The following is a 15666-nucleotide window of genomic DNA, read 5'->3' as shown; positions in this document are numbered from 1 at the left end:
GGTCTTTTATTATAACCATGTATAAAGGCTAACCACAAAATTTGATACATCAATATATATAAGATGGTACAATTAGCATTCTGCATTGTAGACTGCGAATTGCAGATCTTCACTAGTAGAAGATGATAAATTGGTATATAATATAAAAGTATGAACTTTAAAACAGTATAATATGGAGGTATATTATGTTTAAGTTTTTAAATAAACGAGATGAACAAGTTGCAGCAGACAATATAGAATTGGATATGAATAACATACCAAAGCATATTGCAATAATAATGGATGGCAATGGAAGATGGGCTAAAGAGAGAAATTTACCAAGGACTATGGGTCATAAGGCTGCTATAGAGACTGTAAGAGAAATTGTTAAGGAATGCAGTAAATTAAAAGTCAAGTATTTAACGTTATATGTTTTTTCAACTGAAAATTGGAAAAGACCTCGTGATGAAGTTAATACACTAATGAACCTTCTTGCACAATATTTAAAAAGTGAATTCAAAGAGTTAAATTTAAATAATGTGATAATAAATCATATAGGAGACATATCTAAGCTGCCGGGTATTTGTCAAGAAGAATTAATAGAGGCTTATGATAGAACTAAATCTAATACAGGCTTAACTTTAAATCTTGCCATAAATTATGGTGGAAGAGATGAACTTATATATGCCTTTAAAAATATAATTAAGGATATAAAAAGTGGTGTAATAGAAGAAAGTGATATAAATCAAGAACTAATAAGTAATTATCTATACACTAAAAATATACCTGATCCAGATTTAATAATAAGACCAAGTGGAGAACAAAGATTAAGTAATTTTTTGCTTTGGCAGTGTGCTTATTCAGAATTTTGGTATTCTAATATAAAGTGGCCGGATTTCAAGAAAGTACATTTACATAAGGCTATACATGATTATCAAAATAGAGATAGAAGATTTGGAGCAGTCAAGTAATATATTTTTTTATAAATTCTTAGTGTAGGAGATGATCTAGTGAGTAGTAGGTATTTAGGAGCAGTAATACTAGCACCATTTTTAATATTTTTATTTATAGGTGGAGAAGTCTTAAAATATGGTATTATGATATTGTCGCTTATGGGAATGTATGAACTGTACAAAGTTATGAGAGAGAAAGATGTAAACCATCCTATAGGTATATTAGGATATGCACTTTGCATAGTATATTATGTAACTTTAAGCAAATCTGTAAATACTCAATTAATGTTTTTTACAATTATAATGGCAGTTTTCATATTGTTATGTATACCAGTTTTGAATTTAAAATATAATTTTATAGATGTTTCTTTAACTATATTTGCATTTTTATATTCTGCGGTTTTTTTTAGCTTTATAGTTTTAGTAAGTAACAAGGATTATGGGAATTACTTTGTATGGATTATATTTATTGTATCATGGGGATGTGATACAGCTGCATACTATATAGGTAAAAATTTTGGAAAAAATAAGTTGTGTCCAAAAGTAAGCCCTAAAAAAACAATTGAAGGATCTATTGGAGGAATAGTCGGAAGTACTATTGGATGTTTATTATTTGGTATGTTTATTAATTCAAAAGCTATTATTATACCATTATACCATTACATAATTTTAGGAATAATATGTGGAATTTTTAGTCAGTTTGGAGATCTTACAGCGTCATCAATAAAAAGGCACGCAGGTGTAAAAGATTATAGTAATTTAATACCTGGACATGGTGGAATTTTAGATAGATTTGATAGTATTTTGTTTTCATCTGTAATAGTATATTATTATTTGACATTTATAATAAAAATGTGATAGGAATCTGGTATTACTAGATTCCTTTTTAAATCTCGATTTTTTAATTTATAAAATTTAATATAATGTTAATATATATAATATTAATAATAGAACACTATATATTTAATGGTTTTAATTGGATTTTAAGTACCTTAAATGTTAATTTCTATTTTATGTATTAACTTATTGGTTACTTTATTTTAAATAACAAATATGGTATATTTAATCGTGTTAAAAATTCTAAATATAAGATTCTAAAGATTAAAGTTATTTTACGCTATTTGATATAAAAAATAGGAGATGTTAAGTTTGAAAAAGTTAGTCATACTTGGTGCTACTGGTTCAATTGGAACACAGACGCTTGATGTTATAAAAAGGTTTAAAGATAAATTTGAATTAGTTGGTGTATCTGCTAATAAAAATTCAAGTAAAATAATTGAAATAATTGATGAATTTAAACCAGCATTTGTTGCTATGATGAATAAAAAAGCATTTGAAGAGGTGCAGTTGTATTGTAAAGAAAAAGATTTAAAAATTAATGTATTGTACGGAATGGATGGATTAATAGAAATAAGCACTTTATCATTCGCTGACATGGTTGTTACAGCTGTAGTTGGAATGGTTGGATTAGTACCTACAATAAAAGCAATAAAATCAGGAAAGAGTATAGCACTAGCTAATAAGGAAACTTTAGTTGCGGGTGGAGAACTTGTTATGTCCGAAGCTAAAAAAAATAATGTCAGCATATTGCCAGTGGATTCTGAGCATGGTGCCATCTTTCAATGCCTTCAGGGCAATGATAAAAGTTCCGTAGAAAACATAATTATAACTGCTTCAGGAGGACCCTTTAGGGGAAAAAATAGAGATGAGCTTAAGAGTGTTACGGTAGATCAGGCACTCAAGCACCCTAAATGGAACATGGGAAAGAAAATTTCAATTGATTCAGCTACCCTTATGAACAAAGGGCTCGAAGTTATAGAAGCACATTGGTTATTTAATATGGACTATGATAATATCAAAGTAGTAGTTCATCCTCAAAGTGTAATACATTCTATGGTTGAATATAACGATGGAAGTGTAATAGCACAGATGGCATCGACAGATATGAGACTTCCAATACAATATGCACTTACATATCCTAATAGATATGAGGCTGTAGTTAAAAAGATGGATTTTTTTGACTTAGGTTGTTTAACTTTTGAAAAACCAGACACAAGTACTTTTAAACCTTTGAAACTTGCTTATGAAGCAGGTAAGATAGGAGGAACTATGCCGGCAATTTTAAATGCAGCAAATGAAGAAGCTGTAAAACTTTTTATACATAAAAAGATCAGGTTCCTGGATATAGGGGATATATTAGAAGAAAGTATGAATAAATTTAATGTAAAAAAATCATATGAATTAGAAGAAGTATTGGAATTAGATTTAGAAGTTAAAGAGTATGTTAGAAGTAAATTTAATTAAAGTGGAGGGATTTTTTTGTATATAATAGCGGCTATTATAGCATTCGGTTTGTTGATTTTAATCCATGAGTTAGGTCATTTTACTTTGGCTAAATTAAATGGTGTAAAGGTTGAAGAATTTGCCATAGGTATGGGACCTCAATTGTTTAAGATAAATGGTAAGGAAACTTTATATTCTATAAGAATACTTCCAATAGGTGGATATGTTAAAATGCTTGGAGAAGAATCGGGAAGCAGTGATCCAAGGTCATTTAACAACAAAAATCCATGGCGGAAATTGAGTATTGTAATTGCAGGACCTATAATGAACCTTTTGCTGGGAGTTGTACTTTTTGCAATAATAGCCTCTGCTAGAGGTTATGTCTCTTCAACAATAGATAAGGTAGCTCCAAATCAGCCAGCTGCTGTGATGGGTTTAAAATCTGGAGATAAAATTGTAAAAGTCAACAATTCTAAAGTATCACTTGGAGACGATTTTGTAACAGAAATGTATACTGGCGGTGATAAACCTGCTAACATAACGTATATTAGAGATAATAAGGTTCAAACAGTTAAAGTTACTCCAATAAAGGATAACAGTCAAAATAGGTATATAGTTGGTATATACTTCAAAACAATCGAAAAAGCAGGTTTTGGTGAATCTATCAAATATGGATTAGATGAGACTAAGTCTTTGATAAAACAAACATTTGTTTTCTTTAAGGTTTTATTTACAGGAGGAGCGTCTATGAATGACTTTGGCGGACCAGTTACAATAATAAAGCTTTCTGGAGCTGCAGCCAAAGCTGGAATTTTAAGTCTTACTGCTTTTGCTGCATATATAACACTGCAGCTTGGTATATTTAACTTGCTGCCTATACCAGCATTAGATGGTGGTTATATATTACTATTCATATTTGAGATACTTACAGGCAAAAAAGTGGATGACAATAAAGTTGGGGTTATTAATTATATTGGGTTTGCCGTACTCATGGCACTCATGGTCTTGGTTACCATAAAAGATATATTCTATCCTATAAAATTTTAAAATATAAATAAAGGCCATCATCTTCTAAAGGTGGTGGCAGTTTACTTATTGTGAGAGGTGAATTAATTTGAGAAGAAATGATACTATAAAGGTAAAAATAGGAGATACATACATTGGAGGCGGCGCTCCAATATCGGTTCAGTCTATGACTAATACTGATACTAGAGATGTAGAAAACACAGTAAGTCAAATAAAAAAACTAGAAGGTTATGGCTGCGATATAATAAGATGTGCAGTTCCAGACATGGAAGCTGCTGAAGCTATAAAGGAAATAGTGAAACAAATAAAAATTCCTCTAGTTGCAGATATTCACTTTGATTATAGATTAGCACTTAAGTCGATAGAAAATGGAGTCAATGGTCTTAGAATAAATCCTGGTAATATTGGAAACATAAATAGAGTAAGAAGGGTAGTTGAAGCAGCTAAAGATAAAGATATACCTATAAGAATAGGAGTTAATTCTGGATCTCTTCAAAAGAATATATTAAATAAGTATGGGAAAGTGTGCCCTGAGGCTTTAGTTGAAAGTGCACTGGAGCATGTATCTATATTTGAAAGCTTAAATTTTCAAGATATAGTTATATCTATAAAATCATCTAATGTCAATCAAATGATAGAGAGTTATAAGATTATTTCAAATAAAGTAAAATATCCACTGCACTTAGGGGTTACGGAAGCAGGAACGACTTGGAGGGGAACTATTAAGTCAAGTATAGGAATAGGAAGTCTCCTGTCACAGGGTATAGGTGATACTATAAGAGTTTCACTTACAGGTGATCCAGCAGAAGAAATAAAAGTTGGAAGAGAAATTTTAAAGACATTAGGTTATATAAAAAGTGGAATTGAATTCATATCATGTCCTACTTGCGGTAGAACTCAAATAGACATAATAAAAATAGCAAATGAAGTGGAAAAAAGACTAAGTAATTGTAATAAAAATATAAAAGTTGCAATAATGGGATGTGTTGTAAATGGACCTGGAGAGGCAAGAGAAGCTGACATTGGAATTGCAGGTGGAAAAGGAGAAGGATTGATATTTAAAAAAGGCCAAATAGTAAAAAAAGTAAAAGAAGAAAACTTAGTAGATGAACTCATAAGTCAAATTGAAGAACTATAGATTTTTAATGGGAGGAATATTTTTATGAGTGTGGATCTAATAAGTATGCTGCAAGAGGATATAAATGACAGTGACAGTGTTATGGAGCAAAATATTGATATTAAGTTATTAAAGATACAATATCTTAAAAAGAGTAATACTTTGAAAGTAATTTTAAAATCTGCAGGCGAATTAAATAAGAATATAAAAAATAAGATTAAGGAACTTATATGTAAAAAGTTTGGATGTTTTAACGATGTTGAAATATTGTGTTATAAAGATATATCCAATGTGACTTTGGAAGAAGTATGTAACAAGTATTGGACGGAACTTATAAATATTGCAGACGATTTTGCTCCCATATGCAGACAGTGTTTATTGGACTGCTCTAAAGAATTAAGCGAAGATACATTAAATATTCACTATGGAAATAAGTTCATGTATGATCTTTTGAAAAAAAAGAATATATCTAAGATTATAAGTAATATTATCAAAGAAGTATTTGGACTCAACTGCAATGTTAATTTTTTGTATGATGAAAATATTGATAACAGGGAATATTTAAAGAAATCACAGGATTATGAGAAAAAATACATAGAAAAGCTTATAAAGGAAAATGGTATACATGTGCAAGAACAAAGTGTATCTAAACCCAAAGGAAATTCTAAAGAAAAGAGTTCAGCTAATAGAGAAATGAGTATAGGACCAGCTGCATCTAATAATCCTATTATATTAGGAAGAAATATAATAGGAAATATTGCTGACATAAAAGGTTTAAATGAAACGTCAGGCATGGTTGTTATATGCGGCGATATTTTTAAAAAGGAAATAATAGAGACAAAGACTGGAAGAAAGATAGTGAGCTTTTACATAACAGATTACACTAGTTCAATTACCGTTAAGTTCTTTCCGAGACCTAAAGAAGCAGATATGATAATTGATCAAATAAATGAAGGACTTCACTGCAAGGTAAGAGGCGAAGTCGTAAATGACATGTATGCACGTGAACCGGTAGTAATGGCAAAGGATATAGTTAAAGTCAAAAAAGTTGAAAAAATGGATACTGAAGAAGAAAAGAGAGTTGAACTGCACCTGCATACTCGAATGAGCGCGATGGATGGTATGACATCTGCATCATCTCTTATAAAAAGAGCAGCAAAATGGGGTCATAAGGCTATAGCAATCACGGATCATGGAGTAGTTCAAGCTTATCCTGAAGCTATGGATGCGGCTAAAAAGAATAATATTAAGGTAATCTATGGTATAGAAGCCTATCTTGTAGATGATGGAGTACCTATAGTAGTAAATGGAGACGATAAAACCTTAAGTGATACGTATATTGTGTTTGACATAGAAACAACAGGACTTTCAAGTGCAAATGACAGGATAATTGAAATAGGTGCTGTTAAAATAAGAGAGGGAAGGATTGTTGAAAGATTTAGTGAGTTTGTAAATCCTGAAATTGACATACCTCAAAATATAGTTGAATTAACAAGTATAAGCCAAGAGATGGTAAGTTCTTGCGGCAGCATAAGAGAGGTTTTGCCAAAGTTTATGGAATTTGCAGGTAATGATGTACTAGTTGCTCATAATGCAAGCTTTGATACTTCTTTTATTAAAAAAGGCTGTAGAGAGCAAGGTATAGAATTTAAAAATGCAATAATGGATACGGTACCTCTATGTACTTTTTTATTCCCAGAACTTAAGAGATATAAATTGAATACAGTTGCAAAACACTTGGGTATATCATTAAAAAATCATCATAGAGCTGTAGATGATGCTGAAGCTACAGCAAAGATATTACTTAAATGTTTTAAATTGCTTAAAGAAAAGTCAATATGTAATATGGCTGAATTAAATAGTCAATTTTTGGACAATATAGATATAAAGAAACAACATACTTATCACTTAATAATATTGGTTAAAAATCAAGTTGGGCTTAAAAATCTATATAAGTTAGTTTCTATATCCAATTTAAAATACTTCTTCAAAAGGCCAAGAATGCCTAAAAGTCTTATAATGCAATATAGAGAAGGACTTATAATTGGATCTGCTTGTGAGGCTGGACAGGTGTATAGGGAAATAATGAGTGGAAAAAGTGATGACGAATTAAAGAAAATTATAGAATTTTATGACTACCTTGAAATTCAGCCTACAGGAAATAACATGTTCATGGTCAGAAATAAAACAGTCAAGGATGTTAAAGAACTGCAGGACATAAATAAGAGAATATGTGATTTGGCTGACAAAAATAATATGCCTGTAGTTGCCACTTGTGATGTTCACTTTATGGATCCTGGAGATGAAGTTTTTAGAAGAATCATAATGAAAGGTCAAGGATTTTCAGATGCTGATGATCAAGCTCCTTTATACTTTAGGACAACTGATGAAATGTTAAAGGAATTTAAGTACCTTGGATGTGAAAGAGCAAAAGAAGTTGTAGTGTACAACACTCAGAAAATATCAGATATGATTGAAAGTGTAAAACCAATACCAGATGAAACTTTTCCACCTAAAATAGATGGTGCAGAAGAGCAGATAAAAAATATGACATTAGAAAAAGCACACCGCATATATGGAGAAAAGCTTCCAGATATTGTGCATGAAAGACTTGAAAAGGAATTAAACTCTATAATAAATAATGGATATGCAGTTTTGTATCTAATAGCAGAAAAACTAGTTGCAAAATCATATAAAGATGGATATCTTGTTGGTTCCAGGGGTTCTGTTGGATCTTCATTTGTTGCTACTATGTCAAATATAACTGAAGTAAATGGATTACCTCCACATTATGTTTGCCCAAAGTGTAAATACAGCGAGTTTATAACAGATGGTTCAGTTGACTCGGGTGCAGATTTACCTGACAAAGTTTGTCCAAAGTGCGGAACAAATTTAGGAAAAAATGGTCATGATATACCTTTTGAAACTTTCCTTGGCTTTGCTGGTGATAAAGAGCCCGATATAGACTTAAATTTTTCAGGAGAATATCAGCCAGTAGTTCACAAGTACACAGAAGAACTCTTTGGAGAAGGTCATGTTTTTAGAGCTGGGACAATAGGAACTATAGCAGAAAAAACTGCATATGGATTTGTTAAAAAATATTTGCAGGAAAAAAATATGAAAGTATCTCAAGCTGAAATAGAAAGATTGTCTATGGGGTGTACTGGAATAAAGAGGACTACAGGTCAGCATCCTGGTGGAGTTATGGTTGTTCCAAGGGACAATGAAATATTCAATTTTACCCCAATACAGCATCCAGCAGATGATAATAAAACAGATATAATAACAACTCATTTTGATTATCATTCCATAAGTGGAAGACTGCTGAAACTAGATATACTAGGTCATGATGACCCTACAGTTCTTAGGATGCTTCAGGATCTTACAGGACTTGATCCTAAGACGATACCACTTGGAGATCATAAAGTTATGAGCTTATTTACATCACCTGAAGCACTTGGGATAACTGAAGAAGAATTAGGATGTCCTGTTGGTACATATGGGCTGCCGGAATTTGGAACTAAGTTTGTACGTCAAATGCTTGTTGATACGCAGCCAAAAACTTTTGCAGATTTAGTTAGAATATCAGGATTATCACATGGTACAGATGTATGGATCAATAATGCACAGTACTATATAAAAGAAGGATATACCACATTAAAGGATTGTATAGCATGTAGAGATGATATAATGATGTATTTAATCCATATGGGACTGCCTCCGAAGACATCTTTTAGCATAATGGAGAAGGTAAGGAAAGGTAAAGGACTTTCAGAAGAACATGAGTCAATAATGAGAAAATATAATGTACCAGACTGGTATATTGAATCATGTAAAAAGATTAAATATATGTTTCCTAAAGGACATGCGGTAGCTTATGTAATGATGGCAGTTAGAATAGCATATTTTAAGGTATATTATCCTGCGGCCTATTATGCAACGTATTTTACAGTAAGAGCAGATGAATTTGATGTAGATGTGGTTTTAAAAGGAGAAGAGTTTATACGAAAGAAACTAAACGAGTTATATGATATGGGAAATGAAATATCTCAAAAGGACAAGGGACTTATAACTATATTGGAATTATGTTATGAAATGTATAAAAGAGGATTGAAGTTTTTAAATATTGATTTATATAAATCAGACGTATCAAAGTTTTTAATAGAAAAAGGTGGAATAAGAATTCCAATAACTGCACTTCAAGGTGTTGGAGAAAATGCTGCTAAAGGTATTGTGGAAAGTAGAAAGGATGGAAAGTTTATTTCAAAGGAAGATTTGAGAATGAGATCTAAAGCTTCAAAGTCTGTTATAGAAACTTTAGATAAACATGGATGTCTTAATGGACTGCCTGAAACTAACCAATTATCTATGTTTAATTAGTTCTATATAAGTTTTCCTTGAAATAAATTATCTAGTGTGCTAAAATAGTCTTAACAAATCTAGATAGTTTTATTAGGATTATGTAGAGTGGGTTATAGCCCGCTCTTTCTATTTGTTAAAAACGCAGCGTCAGTTGCGTTTTTAAATTAGCATAAATTAGATAATATTTTAAATTACGCCTTATTTAAGATTATAAGGTATGCAAAATAGGGAGGGATAGATTATGAGTAAAGATACTTTGAAAGATAAACTTATAGATTTTATAGCACCTATAGCAACTGAACTTGGATATGAGTTATATCATCTAGAGTTTGTAAAAGAAGGAAAAGACAATTACTTGAGAGTATATATAGATAAAGAAAATGGAAATATATCTTTAGATGACTGCGAAAAAGTAAGTAGAGCTGTTAGTGATATGTTGGATTTAAAAGACCCTATAAAAGATAGTTATTATCTTGAAGTATCATCTCCAGGAATAGAAAGAACACTTTTTACGGAGGAACATTTAAAAAAATATACTGGATCAGAGATTGCAGTTAGATTATATTCTGCACTTAATGGAAAAAAACAGTATGACGGAAAGTTGATTGAATTTGATAAAGAAACTATCGTAATAGATTGTGCTGGAAGTAATATTTCCATTCCTAGAAATAAAGTTTCAAATATAAACTTAAGAGCGGAATTTTAAGGGAGGGTATTTAGAAAAATGAATCAGGAATTTATTGAAGCTTTACGAGAGATAGTTAAAGAAAAGGGAATAAGTGAAGACTTATTGTTTGTAACTATAGAAGATGCATTAGTTGCAGCTTACAAGAAAAATTATGCTAATCATGGATCAGGTAACCAAAATGTTAAAGTTACAATGAATAGAGAAAATGGAGAAATTCATGTTTACTCTCAAAAAAGAGTTGTTGAAGAGGTAATGGATGAAATAGATGAAATATCTGTTGAAGAAGCTAAAAATATAGATACAAGTTATAATATTGATGATATAGTTAGTATAGAAGTAACTCCTAAGAAGTTTGGAAGAGTAGCTGCACAAGCTGCAAAACAAGTTGTTGTTCAAAGGATAAAAGAAGAAGAGAGAAGAATCATATATAATGATTTCATTGAAAAAGAAGATGATATAATAACTGGTACTGTTATTAGAAAAGACAAAAATAATGTACTTGTTGACTTAGGAAAAACAGAAGCAGTACTTGGTCCTAATGAGCAGATGCCTGGAGAAAAGTATAATTTTAATGATAAACTTAAGCTTTATATTGTGGAAGTTAAAAATACTACAAAAGGAGCACAAATCGTCATATCTAGAACACATCCTGGTCTTATAAAGAGATTATTTGAACTTGAAGTTCCTGAAATATTTGATGGTACTGTTGAAATTAAGGCAATATCTAGAGAAGCAGGTTCAAGAACTAAGATAGCAGTTAGTTCAAATGATGAAAATGTTGATCCTATGGGTGCTTGCGTTGGACCTAAAGGAATAAGGGTTCAAAACATAGTTAATGAATTAAAAAATGAAAAAATTGATATCATAAAGTGGAGTAAACTTCCAGAAGAATATATAGCTAACTCTCTAAGCCCAGCTAAAGTTTTAGATGTAACTTTGAACGAAGAAAACAAGTTTGCACAAATTGTGGTAGATGACAACCAGCTTTCATTAGCTATTGGTAAAGAAGGTCAAAATGTTAGATTAGCTGCTAGACTTACAGGATGGAAAATTGATATCAAAAGTAAATCACAAGTTGAAAAGACTAAGGACACTGAAGAAATTAAAGATACTGAGGAAATTAAAGGTACTGAAGACATTAAAGATACTGAAGACACCAGCGATGTTTTGGAATAAACTTATTTTGAAGATTAGGTGGTGAAAACTATGAAGGTAAAAAAGATACCTAAGAGAATGTGTACTGGATGCATGGAGATGAAACCCAAGAAAGAGCTTATAAGGGTTGTAAAAAACAAAGAAGACGAAGTTTTTATAGACTTAACTGGCAAAAAAAATGGAAGAGGAGCTTATGTTTGTAAAAACATCGACTGTTTGGAGAAAGCATTTAAAAGCAAGAGACTAGAAAAAAATTTAGAAATTACTATAGATGAAGAAATATATAGTAAACTTAAGGAAGAAATAGAAAATGAAAAATAACTTTTTTCAATTTTTAGGACTGGCAAAACGTGCAGGAAAAACTTTAGAAGGTTATAATAAATGTGAAGATGGAATAAAACGCGGCAGGGTATTTTTAATATTATTGTCTTCAAGTGTAAGTAAAAATACGCTTGATAAGTTTAAAAATTATGCTGAAAAGTTTAACGTACCTATAATTGAGAATATTGACGAAGATAAATTGAGCAAATCAATAGGTGCAAGTGTCATAAAGGTATTAGGCATATCAGATGAGAACATAAGTAAAAAACTAATTAACATATGGAAATAAATTTAGTTTCGGGGGTGATCTATTTGACAAAAGTAAGAGTTTATGAATTAGCTAAAGAATTGAATATATCAAGTAAGAGTTTGATAAAAATCTTACATGAAGAATTTAATGTCAAAGTAAAGAATCATATGAGTGCTATAGAAGAGGAAGATGCTCAATTAATTAAGGAGTTATTTGCAGAAAAAAAAGACGGTGAAGAAAATATAGATGATAAAGAAAGCATAGTAGAAAAATATGACGACTTGGAAGAGGAAAATTTGAAAAAATCTTTAAAAACGACCAAGGTTAAGAATAAAAACAACAAGGAAAAGAAAGATGAAAGTGCAAGTAATTCAAAGTCAAATGATTCGGAGAAAGATAATATTATGGAGTTAGAAGAAAGTACCATAACCGTAAAGGAATTTGCAGAAAAAATAGGAAAGCCTTATACAGAAGTAATAAAACAACTTATTTTTATGGGTGTAATGGCAGCTATAAATGACGAAATAGATTTTCCTACTGCTGAAAAATTAGGAGAAAAATTTGATACTATAGTTGTTAAGAAAGAATTAGATATTGATAAAGAAGCTGTAGAACAGGAAGAAGACGAAGAAGAAGATGATAATTTAGAAGGCAGACCTCCAGTTATTACAGTTATGGGACACGTTGACCATGGAAAGACTTCTTTACTTGATGCTATTAGAAAATCTAAAGTTACAAGTATGGAAGCTGGCGGAATTACACAACATATAGGAGCGTATACTGTAAATATAAATGGACAAAAGATTACCTTCTTAGATACTCCAGGACATGAAGCATTTACAGCTATGAGAGCTAGAGGTGCACAAATTACAGATATAGTTATATTAGTTGTAGCAGCAGATGATGGTATAATGCCGCAAACTGTAGAAGCGATAAACCATTGTAAAGCCGCAAATGTTCCTATAGTAGTTGCTATAAATAAAATTGATAGACCTGGTGCAAATCCTGATAAAGTTAAACAAGAATTAACTGATTATGGACTTGTACCTGAAGATTGGGGCGGAGATGTAATATGTGTTCCAGTATCTGCACATACAAAAGAGGGAATAGATACACTTTTAGAAATGGTTATTTTAACTGCTGAAATGCAGGAATTAAAAGCAAACCCTAATAGAAATGCAAAGGGAACAGTTATAGAAGCTAAACTTGATAAGGGAAGAGGAGCTGTAGCTACTCTATTAGTTCAAAATGGAACACTTCATGTTGGTGATTCAATAATAGTTGGTTCAACATATGGAAGAATAAGAGCTATGTTTGATGACAAGGGAAAGAAAATAAAATCAGCAGGACCTTCTATACCAGTAGAAATATTGGGACTTTCAGAGGTGCCAGCTTCAGGAGATAGATTCCATCAAGTAAAAGATGAAAAAACAGCAAGGGAAATGGCTGATAAGAGAAAACAGAAACTTAGAGTGCAGTACTTACAGTCAACTCATAAAGTATCATTGGAAAATTTATATAGCCAGATAAAAGAAGGTAAAGTAAAAGAACTAAATGTTATAATTAAAGCAGATGTACATGGATCTATAGAAGCTTTAAAACAATCTTTAGAGAAATTATCTAATGATGAAATAAAAGTAAGGGTTATACATGGAGCTGTAGGAGCTGTAACTGGAACAGATGTAACTTTAGCTTCTGCATCTAATGCAATAATAATAGCATTTAACGTAAGACCAGATACAAATGCAACAATTGCTGCTGAAAAAGAATCTGTTGATATAAAAACTTATAGGGTAATATATAATGCAATAGATGATATAAAGGCAGCTATGGAAGGTATGCTTGAACCAGATTATAAAGAAGTAGTTATTGGAAAAGCTGAAATTAGGCAAACATATAAGATTTCAAATGTTGGTACTATTGCTGGCTGTTATGTAACAGATGGTAAGATGGTTAGAAATAGCAGTGTTAGAGTTATAAGAGATGGTATAGTAATATTTGAATCTGAGCTTGCATCTTTAAAGAGATTTAAAGATGATGCAAAAGAAGTTGCTTCTGGATACGAATGCGGACTTTCCATTGAAAAGTTTAATGACATAAAAGAAGGAGACGTAATAGAGGCATATAAAATGGAAGAGATAAAGAAACAGCTGTAATTTCTATAAAAATAAATTTAATTGACTATGAAATCAGTAGAAAATGAGGTGAATTATATGGCTAAGTATAGAAGTGGAAGAATAAACGAAGAAATGAAAAAAGAAATAAGTAATATAATTCAACATAATGTAAAAGACCCTAGAATAACTGCAATGGTAAGCGTTACAAAAGTTGATGTAACTAAAGATTTAAGATATGCCAAGGTATATGTAAGTATTTTTGGAAGCGAGGAATCTAAGTCAAGTACTTTTGAAGCATTGAAAAATTCTTCAGGATTTATAAGAAGAGAAGTGGGAAAAAAAATTAATTTAAGGTATACTCCTGAGATAATCATGGAACTAGATGATAGTATAGAACAAGGTATGCATATAGATAAGATTCTCCAAGAAATAAAGGGAAAACAGCAAAATGATAATGAATGAAGTACTAGAAAAGATAGAAGAAAGTAATACTATTGCAATTACTTTCCATGTATCTCCAGATGGCGACTCTTTGGGTTCATCTTTAGCTTTAATGCAAGCACTTAGAAAAAAAGGAAAAGATGTATATATAATATCCAAAGAAAGCCTTCCAGAGGATTTTAAATTTTTACCTTGTTCCCATGAAATAGATGGTGAAACTGTAAACGTAAGGTTAAATACAGATTGTGTCATAGTACTTGATTGTGGAAATACTGAGAGAATTAATGCAGAATTAGATTTGAACAATAGAAAATACACTTTAATAAACATAGACCACCATATGTCAAATGATTTATATGCAGATTTAAATTATGTTGATACTAATGCAGCTGCTGTGAGCGAAATTGTTTATCAAATGGTAAGGATAATGGGAATAGATATTGACAAAGATATAGCTGCATGTTTGTATACTTCAATAATCACTGATACTGGATCATTTAGATATTCTTCAACTACAAGTGTTACACATACCATAGCAGGTGATTTAGTTAATACAGGTATTGATTTTAGCGAAATTCATAGAACTATTTTTGATAATAAGAAATTTGAGAGAATAAAGCTGTATGGAAAAGTAATTGACAATATGAAATTAATAAGAGAAAAAATATGTTTAATGACCTTAAACAAGGATATGCTTTCAAGCTTAGGAATAGAGGAAGAAACTAACACTTCTGATATTATAACCTTTGCAATGCAAGTTGGAACTGTTGAGGTTGGAATACTTATAAAAGAAACAGATAAAGGTTCAAAAATTAGTTTGAGATCTAAATCCAAGGTAGATGTTAGGAAGATTGCTGAAGCTTTTGGCGGCGGCGGACATATTAGGGCTGCAGGTTGTTCAATGGATGGAAAAAGTGTATATGAAGCTGAAAAAATTATAGTTGAAGCTGTAGAAAAAGAAATTAATTAAAAAG

The 15666-nt window shown here is 31.1% G+C and carries 13 protein-coding genes; all 13 read left to right on the top strand.

Annotated elements, in window-relative coordinates:
- Positions 1-185 precede the first annotated feature (185 nt).
- Entirely contained in the window at positions 186-950 is a 765-nt protein-coding gene (locus tag EBB51_RS08375; RefSeq protein WP_123054056.1) for an isoprenyl transferase, read from the top strand.
- 39 nt (positions 951-989) lie between these two features.
- Entirely contained in the window at positions 990-1790 is an 801-nt protein-coding gene (locus EBB51_RS08370) for a phosphatidate cytidylyltransferase (RefSeq protein WP_123054055.1), read from the top strand.
- A gap of 291 nt (positions 1791-2081) precedes the next feature.
- Entirely contained in the window at positions 2082-3236 is a 1155-nt protein-coding gene (gene dxr / locus EBB51_RS08365) for a 1-deoxy-D-xylulose-5-phosphate reductoisomerase (RefSeq protein WP_123054054.1), read from the top strand.
- Between the two features lie 15 nt (positions 3237-3251).
- Positions 3252-4262 (top strand): M50 family metallopeptidase, encoded by a 1011-nt coding sequence (locus EBB51_RS08360; protein ID WP_123054053.1) that lies wholly within the window; start codon positions 3252-3254, stop codon positions 4260-4262.
- A 67-nt stretch (positions 4263-4329) separates the two neighbouring features.
- A complete protein-coding gene (gene ispG / locus EBB51_RS08355) occupies positions 4330-5379 on the top strand; it encodes a flavodoxin-dependent (E)-4-hydroxy-3-methylbut-2-enyl-diphosphate synthase (RefSeq protein WP_123054052.1) in 1050 nt (349 codons plus the stop codon).
- A gap of 24 nt (positions 5380-5403) precedes the next feature.
- Positions 5404-9738 (top strand): PolC-type DNA polymerase III, encoded by a 4335-nt coding sequence (locus EBB51_RS08350; RefSeq protein WP_123054051.1) that lies wholly within the window; start codon positions 5404-5406, stop codon positions 9736-9738.
- Positions 9739-9961: 223 nt separating this feature from the next.
- Positions 9962-10426, top strand: a complete 465-nt coding sequence (gene rimP, locus EBB51_RS08345) for a ribosome maturation factor RimP (protein WP_123054050.1) — start codon at positions 9962-9964, stop codon at positions 10424-10426.
- An 18-nt stretch (positions 10427-10444) separates the two neighbouring features.
- The gene (nusA, locus tag EBB51_RS08340; RefSeq protein ID WP_123054049.1) at positions 10445-11584 is read left to right on the top strand and encodes a transcription termination factor NusA; all 1140 of its coding nucleotides are present in this window, start codon (positions 10445-10447) and stop codon (positions 11582-11584) included.
- Positions 11585-11614: 30 nt separating this feature from the next.
- Positions 11615-11884 carry a YlxR family protein gene (locus EBB51_RS08335; protein WP_123054048.1) on the top strand — a complete coding sequence of 90 codons (270 nt, stop codon included), beginning with the start codon at positions 11615-11617 and terminating at the stop codon, positions 11882-11884.
- Entirely contained in the window at positions 11874-12173 is a 300-nt protein-coding gene (locus tag EBB51_RS08330; protein WP_123054047.1) for a ribosomal L7Ae/L30e/S12e/Gadd45 family protein, read from the top strand. The genes EBB51_RS08335 and EBB51_RS08330 overlap by 11 nt, the downstream gene beginning before the upstream one ends.
- Positions 12174-12196: 23 nt before the next feature.
- Complete coding sequence (gene infB / locus EBB51_RS08325) at positions 12197-14290, top strand: translation initiation factor IF-2 (protein WP_123054046.1); 2094 nt, start codon at positions 12197-12199, stop codon at positions 14288-14290.
- 57 nt (positions 14291-14347) lie between these two features.
- Positions 14348-14713 (top strand): 30S ribosome-binding factor RbfA, encoded by a 366-nt coding sequence (gene rbfA / locus EBB51_RS08320; protein WP_123054045.1) that lies wholly within the window; start codon positions 14348-14350, stop codon positions 14711-14713.
- Positions 14700-15662 carry a bifunctional oligoribonuclease/PAP phosphatase NrnA gene (locus EBB51_RS08315; protein ID WP_123054044.1) on the top strand — a complete coding sequence of 321 codons (963 nt, stop codon included), beginning with the start codon at positions 14700-14702 and terminating at the stop codon, positions 15660-15662. The genes rbfA and EBB51_RS08315 overlap by 14 nt, the downstream gene beginning before the upstream one ends.
- Positions 15663-15666 lie beyond the last annotated feature (4 nt).

The organism is Clostridium sp. JN-1 (assembly GCF_003718715.1).
Classification (GTDB): Bacteria; Bacillota; Clostridia; order Clostridiales; family Clostridiaceae; genus Clostridium_AV.
This window is presented reverse-complemented; position numbering and strand designations above follow the sequence as displayed.

Excerpts from the sequence above, each read along its gene's own strand:
- EBB51_RS08375 (WP_123054056.1), top strand. The coding sequence starts at position 186 with ATGTTTAAGTTTTTAAATAAACGAGATGAACAAGTTGCAGCAGACAAT.
- EBB51_RS08350 (WP_123054051.1), top strand. The coding sequence starts at position 5,404 with ATGAGTGTGGATCTAATAAGTATGCTGCAAGAGGATATAAATGACAGT.
- rimP (WP_123054050.1), top strand. The coding sequence starts at position 9,962 with ATGAGTAAAGATACTTTGAAAGATAAACTTATAGATTTTATAGCACCT.
- nusA (WP_123054049.1), top strand. The coding sequence starts at position 10,445 with ATGAATCAGGAATTTATTGAAGCTTTACGAGAGATAGTTAAAGAAAAG.
- EBB51_RS08335 (WP_123054048.1), top strand. The coding sequence starts at position 11,615 with ATGAAGGTAAAAAAGATACCTAAGAGAATGTGTACTGGATGCATGGAG.
- EBB51_RS08330 (WP_123054047.1), top strand. The coding sequence starts at position 11,874 with ATGAAAAATAACTTTTTTCAATTTTTAGGACTGGCAAAACGTGCAGGA.
- rbfA (WP_123054045.1), top strand. The coding sequence starts at position 14,348 with ATGGCTAAGTATAGAAGTGGAAGAATAAACGAAGAAATGAAAAAAGAA.
- EBB51_RS08315 (WP_123054044.1), top strand. The coding sequence starts at position 14,700 with ATGATAATGAATGAAGTACTAGAAAAGATAGAAGAAAGTAATACTATT.